Genomic DNA, 7442 nt, shown 5'->3' with positions numbered 1-7442 from the left:
TACCTTATAAAAAGAATCAGCATAAAGCTTGTCAATACAAACTTTATGCTGAAATATAGTTTTTAAGGGACGACTAATTAACTTTGTATTGTATATGTATCATCAATTAACCTGGGAGCAAAGGTCGCAAATTTTCGCCTTACTCCAAAAGAAAATAAAGAGAAAAGAAATTGCCCTCATTGTGGGTACGAGTGAAGCTACGATCAGTCGTGAGCTAAAGAACAACAGCACGCCATCGGGAAAGTATATCAGGACAAAGGCGCACGACATGGCTATGCAGCGCAGAAATAGAACGGTAAAGAACTCCAAACTCTCCGACGAATTGGTTTGGAGAATCAAGAAATATATTATCAACGACCAGTGGTCTCCAAGACAAATATCAGGATATCTGCGCAAGAATGAGGGGATAAAGGTGTCCCACCAGTCCATCTACAACATCATCCACAATGACACAACAGGGGAACTTGCCAAGCACACAAGGCATAAGATGAAATACAGACATCGTCCCAAGAGCAAACATATTCCAATCAAAGACAGGGTGAGAGTATCCATGAAAGAAATAAATTAGCAGCCCCTAAATACAAAACATACGAATGGAGTAATACTCGCAAGGGTTATCGGCGAATAGCTGATAGTCTTATTTTAACAAGGGCGATAGATAACAATAGACTACGCTCAGCTGGGTATGCAACTTTAATGGGGTCGTATCTCGAATGGCACCCAAAATAGGAACCGCCGTATGCGGAACCGCATGTACGGTGGTGTGAGAGGTCGGTGAACACGAAAGTAGGAAATAAACACCTATGATTAGGGTTTACCTCCTACTCGATTAGTCTGAAAGGCGGCTAATATTGGATGCTTACATTATAGACGAGTTGCCCACTATCTATTTCCGTGGTCTTGACAACCTGATTGCGATCGCCCGAAGCGACTAAATATATACCCCCATTTCCCAGCTAATAACTGGAAAATGGGGACACTTTTAGTATGTGGGTCGTTTCTGCAACAGATGGTTACAAAAACAAAAGTCATTAACTGTTTTGAGGTTTTGAAAATTGCAAAAAATAATGATGTAATACATAATCATTTAGATGCACTGATATATAGGCTTCTTCTAAATATGGAATGTCCAATTCTTTCTTTTTTAAGGTTTCATTACTTCTTGTCTTCTGAAATAATATTTCATTTATATTCTCCACTATCCTTGTTGTTGTTCCCTCTATTATATAGCCGAGCATACAGCCATTTGCTGGATAATCTCCTAAAATAAAATGGTCTATACCTGTAGATATGTATCTTTCTTGTATTTTTTTTGCGCTTAATTTTGATTTTCGTCCCTGTTTGGTACAATTATTCTCTATTAAGTTTTTTGCTTCAACAAAATAGCACACCCGTTTAGTTGCTTTAATCCAATTAGTGGATAGTTTTAAGTCTATACGAAATGCAGACCTAGCTCTTATTTTGTTGTTGAGAATAGCTTGATGATATAGTCGGCACTCATCCGAAACATTGATATTCCACGCTATAGCTTTTTCATTCTCATATATATGAGTAAAAATATTAGCTGAAATTGTTTCCTCATCCCAGTCAACGGTTATATTATTTGTATCCTTTAGCCATTTATATGCTTCTCCAATTAAAATCAAACAATTAGTTCGGAAGCTATTTTCAAAATCGCTAATAATGTCATTATTAAGAATCCCTGCCATATTCATTATTTAGCCATGTTGATAATATCCGCTATCAATGAAGAGGCATCTTCCATAGCTTGAGTTCTAGTCCAAAATCTCTTTTGATTGGGTTTGATTAGATAAACCGTATCTTTATCATAATATTTTAGATGTTTTTGTACATATATGCTATGCATTTTTTTCTGGACTGTATATTTGTTTATTTCTTGTAGCTGTTTCCTAAGTTCGGTAATGTTTTTTATTTCAATTTCTTTTACTTCTTTGCCGAAATGTAGAATGACTAAATTTAACGGGTCATTTAATTGTACATCATATATAGTTGCTGAAGCCTTTATGTCCGATGATAATAAAAATGAATTTATATCATTATATAAAGTTTCTGCATACATTCTGTTTTCGGACAATTGAGTTCGCCTAAAACCAATAGAGTTATGTCCATCTCTAAATAATCCTAAGCCAAACAACATTGTATCTTCTATTAGAGCAACTTCTCTATCAGACAATGAGAAATGCTTAATAAACTCATTAAATATATTTTGTTCTAGCTCTTTAATTTTTGCATCATTACCAATTACATTTTTCTTGAGTAAAACAATTTTATCAAAAGCATTTGCTATGTTTTTTAGTATATCAGGATCTATTGAGAAAAATGGAGATGGTAGCTCTAATAGTTCATTTAGCAAAACACGTTCTCGTTCAATTCCCCATGATGACGCAGTTAAAAATAATATGTATTTAGCAATATCTGAATTTAAATATGAAACTAAAAATTTTTTTTCATCTAACTTTTCATCCGTTGAATTTATAATAAAAGCACCAGTGGTGCAGTATCTTTTTTTCTCAAAAAGAGAACATGCTATTTCTGTATTGTGTTGTCCCTCTTTGAATATTACAAATGGAGGATAAAATAATTGTTCGTTGTTTTTTCTGTAAAATTTTGTATTGGATTGTGTAGATGTATCGGGATCTGTGAAATATCTTTCAATACATTCTGTTTTTATCATTTGCTTGGGAACAAAATCAGGATTGTCACTATCTGCATTTAATCCTCTTCCATAAATCCAATTATCAGTTTTGTCAAAATAGTCTTTTAAAGTCGTTTTTTGAAGTTTTTTCAAAAGCCTAAAATTATTAAAATTACCCCACAATGCAACTTTCCAAATTTTAGAATTTGGATTCTGACATTCAATCCTAGGTAATTCTTTAATATCGCTATTATCAATGACAACGCCATCAATAATACTTGATTTTATATAGGTTTTAGGAGCCCAATATTCTATTGTCTCAGAAATGGTTTCAGGAGCAATATGTTGAAAATAAACAATACTTACAGGTCCTACTGCGGACGCAAATAATTGTCCGCCGAAATGCTTTGGTGTTTTGCGGAATATAGAAAGATTATATACTTTTTCGACATAATTAGCATTGAATAACCATTTTCTGAAATTTTGATATGGTTTTTGCGTATTTGTCAACACTTTTGAATTGAAAATTAAAGCAATCTCTCCTGTTGGACAAAATTCAACCGATTTATGAATGAATGGAAGTACATACTCATTTGAAAATTTATATTTGGAACAATACTCTTTGATTGGTTGCGGTAAGTTTTTAGTCCCAAAAGGAGGATTACCAATAATTAAATCAACTTTTGGGAAAAGATGCGTGTCCACTTCTCCGATTGTGTCTTTTCTCCATAAATTTCGCCCTTGATTTTTGATATTTGTATCTTCAGAATCAAAAATCAGATAAGGTAATTGATAGTTAGTTTCAATCCAAAGGGTTTTAGGGTCTAATTCATCTATCAATGCTAAATATAAACTAAATGCAGCTACCTTAATGGCAGTTTCATCTATTTCTATTCCATATATATTGTCTAAAAGTAAATTCTTTAATTTTTCAAAGCTGATTTTATTAGTATTATTAGCTTTTTTCCATCTTTTTATAAGACGTTTGTAACTTTCAACTAAGAAAATACCCGAGCCACAAGCTGGGTCTAAAATTTTCACATTGTAGTTACTCTTACTGATAGGAAGTTTATCAGAAAGGATAAGTTCTACCAAATTATATGGCGTGTAAAACTGACCACGCTCATGTTTTAATTCCCCTAAGAAATTCTCGTAAATTTCGCTTAATAATTCAATTTGTATAATCTCAAAATTAAACAATCTCCAATTCTTAAATAATGTTTCATCATCTGATATATTTCCATCTATAAAACATCTCCTAATAAGTTTAAGGTGATTGTCGGTTACTAATTTTTTCTCATTAGGTAAAACGGGAGTAACATTTCCATTGAAATGAATTTGTACCTCTTCAAATAGCTTATATGTTGCCTCTTTGCTGTTAAGGATATCGAAATAACTTGAACAATCGCTTTTGATTTTTGTATATAAACCAGCTTCGTTGGCTGCTCCCTTATCTTCCAAAAATAAAATAAAGAGAGACCGCATTAAAAGACTATGGATAACTTTCTTGTTTAAACCATCTTTTTCTAATGCTTTAGCTGTTTCACTAAGACTTTTTACCAAATAAGCATCTATTCTGTTTTGTAAATCTATCTTTTTACGTATTTCTGGCTGTTTTGTCCATAATAACCCGTTATCTACTCCTATACGAGAAAAAATCTCCACAAGGATATTTAAGGTATCGACATCCGATGATGTCGTATCATAACGTAATAATTCTGCATTATTTAATTTTAAATTAATATCGTCCCCTCCCTTTATATAGGTTGGTTTTTCGTAGCAGTTATAGATTCTTATTTCTGTTTCAGATAATGCAAATAACAAAATAACCTTTCGATAATTCCATGCTTTATGCTGAATAGCAGCAATACGCCTTAATTCGCCATTGTTACTAAATGACTTTATGTTTACAAATAAGACCGCAGGATGATTTCCTGAAAAGTAAAACTTATCAGCTTCAAGTTTTACTAAATCAGCATAATGAGGGTGTAAGTTAGCTATTTCTGAATTGGTTGTCAGAAATTCGGATGTATATCCTAATTGGTTATATATATTATCATTTTGCATAATCAATCGTTGGCTATTATTGAATGGATATAACAATCCAAAAATAAACAGCATTACAAATGTAGTACATTCCTCTCATAAAAGAGTAGTTATCCTGTGAAAAAGTTCTGTCCTTACAATATTTTAAGTCTACACCGATCCCGGTACGGGTCGAGCTGTAATGCGGACAGGATCTGTTTCAAGGTAATTAAGTTCAGAATTGCCCGACAATCCCTTCTGTGTAAAATTAGAACTTCCTATGATTCCAAAAGAATTCGAGGCCCCAGAGAATATATAGCATTTGGAATGTAGAAACTCCTCCTTGTTGTAGGCATTCTTCGTATAAATACGTATCTGAATTTTTCCACTCTCACAATAGGTTAGTAATAGATTAATAACGCTCTTATATTTCTCTATGATATCTATTTTATGTATATCCGTTCGAATAAAATCATAAGGATAATTTGCATCTTTGTACTTGGGATTTGCAAGAAGCGAGGCATAAACATAAGGATCTTTACCGATGAGTAGTTCCAAAGCAGTACCCTCTCGACTTAAAAAGCTGGTAAGCTCATCAATGACAAGCGACATGCCTGGTATATCCCAATACCCAGTTGCAATCCGAATTTTGTCAATATCTTCGGCCAAGACACATCTCTTGAGATAGGTCTGCATAGAGAGTGTGTCGAAAGAATTATCAATTAGGCTATTGTGCATCATTTTACTAATTCTTTGGGTGAAACACCGAGCAAGTCTGCCACTTTGAATATTGTGGCGAGGTTTGGTTGCTTGCATTTGCAAACATAGGCGTTGGTGATACTGAAGCTCATACCTATCTCTTTAGCGAGCCATGTTTGCGTGATACCTCGCTTCTCCGAATACTCCTTGATAAGATTGCTATGCTCTTTCTTCTGTCCCATCGGATGATTGTTTATGTTGATATTAATTACAAAGTTATGAACTTATAATGAATAAAACGAAGAAAAACGGAACTTTCACGCTACTGAAAATGATTTTTCCAGTGAGAGGACACCAAAAGTAATCTCTTAAACAATCAATGATGATTGGAAATGAATATGCCTTTGACCGAAACCATCTACTTTTTGAGTATGTATTGAGCGTTTTTGATAGTTGTTGATTTCCTTACATTTCCCTATACTTCCCGCTATATCCCAGCTTCTTGGAATAACATCAAAAGCCCTCTACTTTTGTACCGTCAGAGCTGACTGAATGCCCTATGCGCAAGGGTGAGTTATTCATTTCAAAACAATTGGATTATGACGATAAACGAATTACTGGACAAGCCTGTTTGGCAGATGACTGGTGAAGAATTACTTTTCCTTGCACAACACGGTAATATATCCACGAGCAGGGAATCAACAAAGGCTTCTTCCTCCAAAGAAGAAAAGCGATATGTGTACGGGTTGGCTGGCATTGCACGCCTCTTCGGGTGTAGTTTGCCTACAGCTAACCGCATCAAGCAGAGTGGTAAAATCAATCGTGCCATTACGCAGGTGGGGCGCAAGATTATCGTTGATGCCGACCTTGCGCTGGAATTGGCAGGGCGAAAGATAGGAGGACGATGATGAATACAACTGATTATAAAAATATTTGACAAAAGTCGCTCATTCATGTAACCGATGAGTTTACGCTTCCTCCTGTTGTACTACAAGCAGGTGAAGCTATTATTGGCACACTGGGGAACTTCAGTGTATCGACAGGTAAGGCGAAAGCTAAGAAGACTTTCAATGTGAGTGCCATCGTTGCAGCAGCCCTTGTCAATGGACAAGTGCTGGAATATCAAGCATCATTTCCTGAAAGTAAACGCACGATACTTTACTTTGACACGGAACAAAGTCCTTACCATTGCCAACTTGTAATGCAACGCATTTTGAAATTGGCAAAACTGCCAATAGACAAGGAACCACAGAATTTGAAGTTTAGTCATCTTAGAGCCATTGCTGACCCTAATGAACGCAGAGAAATCATCCGTTATGCCATCTACAACACACCCAATGTGGGTTTGGTGGTCATTGACGGCATCCGTGATTTGATGCTCGATATCAACAATTCAACCGAGGCAACCAAGTTAGTGGGTGACCTGATGCAGTGGACGAGTGAGCAGAATATCCACATTCAAACCGTCTTACACCTCAACAAAGGCGATGACAACGCACGAGGGCACATCGGCACCGAACTCAACAACAAGGCAGAGACCGTCCTACAAATCACAAGGGACAATACGCTACCCGAGCGAAGTATCGTGGCCCCTGCAATCATTCGCTCCAAGCCCTTTGACAAATTCGCTTTTCGGCTCAAGGAAATGGAAGATGAGGTGTGTGTTCCCGAAATCGACACTTCCTACACGGATGCAGATTGCAAGTCCCACCGCCATTCTTACCACGAACTAAGCGACACGGAACATCGAAAAGTATTGACACAAGCCTTTTCTTTTCACGAAGTCTTGCCCTATGGCGAACTTATCGTGGCACTCAAAAAGGCTTATACTGAGGTCGTAGGACAATCTTATGGGCAAACCAAGCTCAAAGAACTCTTGCAATTTCTGCTCAACAAGGCCATGGTGATAAAGGAAGAGCGAGGAAAATATCGGCTCAACCGAGACAATTAACCCTAAAACCTCTGGTCGGTCGGACGCAGGCTATATAGTCGTCCCTTAAAAACTATATTTCAGCATAAAGTTTGTATTGACAAGCTTTATGCTGATTCTTTTTATAAGGTA

General features: G+C 35.9%; 6 protein-coding genes and 2 pseudogenes. 4 read left to right on the top strand and 4 right to left on the bottom strand.

Going from position 1 to position 7442, the window contains the following annotated elements; genetic code table 11:
• Positions 1-94 precede the first annotated feature (94 nt).
• Together AC1DCD_RS09840 and AC1DCD_RS09835 are read left to right on the top strand one after the other, a co-directional pair.
• Positions 95-564 (top strand): annotated as a pseudogene (locus tag AC1DCD_RS09840) (transposase); the annotation flags it as partial.
• A 12-nt stretch (positions 565-576) separates the two neighbouring features.
• Positions 577-729: pseudogene (locus AC1DCD_RS09835) on the top strand (group II intron reverse transcriptase/maturase); the annotation flags it as partial.
• 302 nt (positions 730-1031) lie between these two features.
• On the opposite strand, the gene AC1DCD_RS09830 reads toward AC1DCD_RS09835, so the two are convergent.
• From AC1DCD_RS09830 to AC1DCD_RS09815, 4 genes are all read right to left on the bottom strand, one after another.
• Positions 1032-1709, bottom strand: coding sequence for a hypothetical protein (locus tag AC1DCD_RS09830; protein ID WP_231728395.1), 678 nt, complete (start codon positions 1707-1709; stop codon positions 1032-1034).
• Between the two features lie 5 nt (positions 1710-1714).
• Positions 1715-4723 (bottom strand): HsdM family class I SAM-dependent methyltransferase, encoded by a 3009-nt coding sequence (locus tag AC1DCD_RS09825; protein WP_464641326.1) that lies wholly within the window; start codon positions 4721-4723, stop codon positions 1715-1717.
• Positions 4724-4852: 129 nt separating this feature from the next.
• On the bottom strand, positions 4853-5422 hold the full coding sequence (locus AC1DCD_RS09820) for a phospholipase D-like domain-containing protein (RefSeq protein WP_353585839.1): 570 nt from the start codon (positions 5420-5422) through the stop codon (positions 4853-4855).
• Entirely contained in the window at positions 5419-5622 is a 204-nt protein-coding gene (locus tag AC1DCD_RS09815) for a helix-turn-helix domain-containing protein (RefSeq protein ID WP_353585840.1), read from the bottom strand. Before AC1DCD_RS09815 ends, AC1DCD_RS09820 begins: the two co-directional genes overlap by 4 nt.
• Positions 5623-5979: 357 nt before the next feature.
• On the opposite strand from AC1DCD_RS09815, the gene AC1DCD_RS09810 reads away from it, so the two are divergent.
• Positions 5980-6288: a DUF3853 family protein gene (locus AC1DCD_RS09810; protein ID WP_060940485.1), complete on the top strand. Its 309-nt coding sequence runs from the start codon at positions 5980-5982 to the stop codon at positions 6286-6288.
• A 41-nt stretch (positions 6289-6329) separates the two neighbouring features.
• The gene (locus AC1DCD_RS09805) at positions 6330-7331 is read left to right on the top strand and encodes an AAA family ATPase (protein WP_353586099.1); all 1002 of its coding nucleotides are present in this window, start codon (positions 6330-6332) and stop codon (positions 7329-7331) included.
• The last annotated feature ends 111 nt before the right edge of the window (positions 7332-7442 follow it).

The sequence above is a fragment of the Prevotella sp. C0209C1 genome, from assembly GCF_056583855.1.
Note: the sequence above shows the minus strand (reverse complement) of the source record. Positions and strands in the feature narration are given on the sequence as shown.

What these genes read in the sequence shown, in the direction of transcription:
- AC1DCD_RS09815 (WP_353585840.1), bottom strand. Translation starts at nt 5,622, where the DNA reads ATGGGACAGAAGAAAGAGCATAGCAATCTTATCAAGGAGTATTCGGAG.
- AC1DCD_RS09820 (WP_353585839.1), bottom strand. Translation starts at nt 5,422, where the DNA reads ATGATGCACAATAGCCTAATTGATAATTCTTTCGACACACTCTCTATG.
- AC1DCD_RS09810 (WP_060940485.1), top strand. Translation starts at nt 5,980, where the DNA reads ATGACGATAAACGAATTACTGGACAAGCCTGTTTGGCAGATGACTGGT.
- AC1DCD_RS09825 (WP_464641326.1), bottom strand. Translation starts at nt 4,723, where the DNA reads ATGCAAAATGATAATATATATAACCAATTAGGATATACATCCGAATTT.
- AC1DCD_RS09830 (WP_231728395.1), bottom strand. Translation starts at nt 1,709, where the DNA reads ATGGCAGGGATTCTTAATAATGACATTATTAGCGATTTTGAAAATAGC.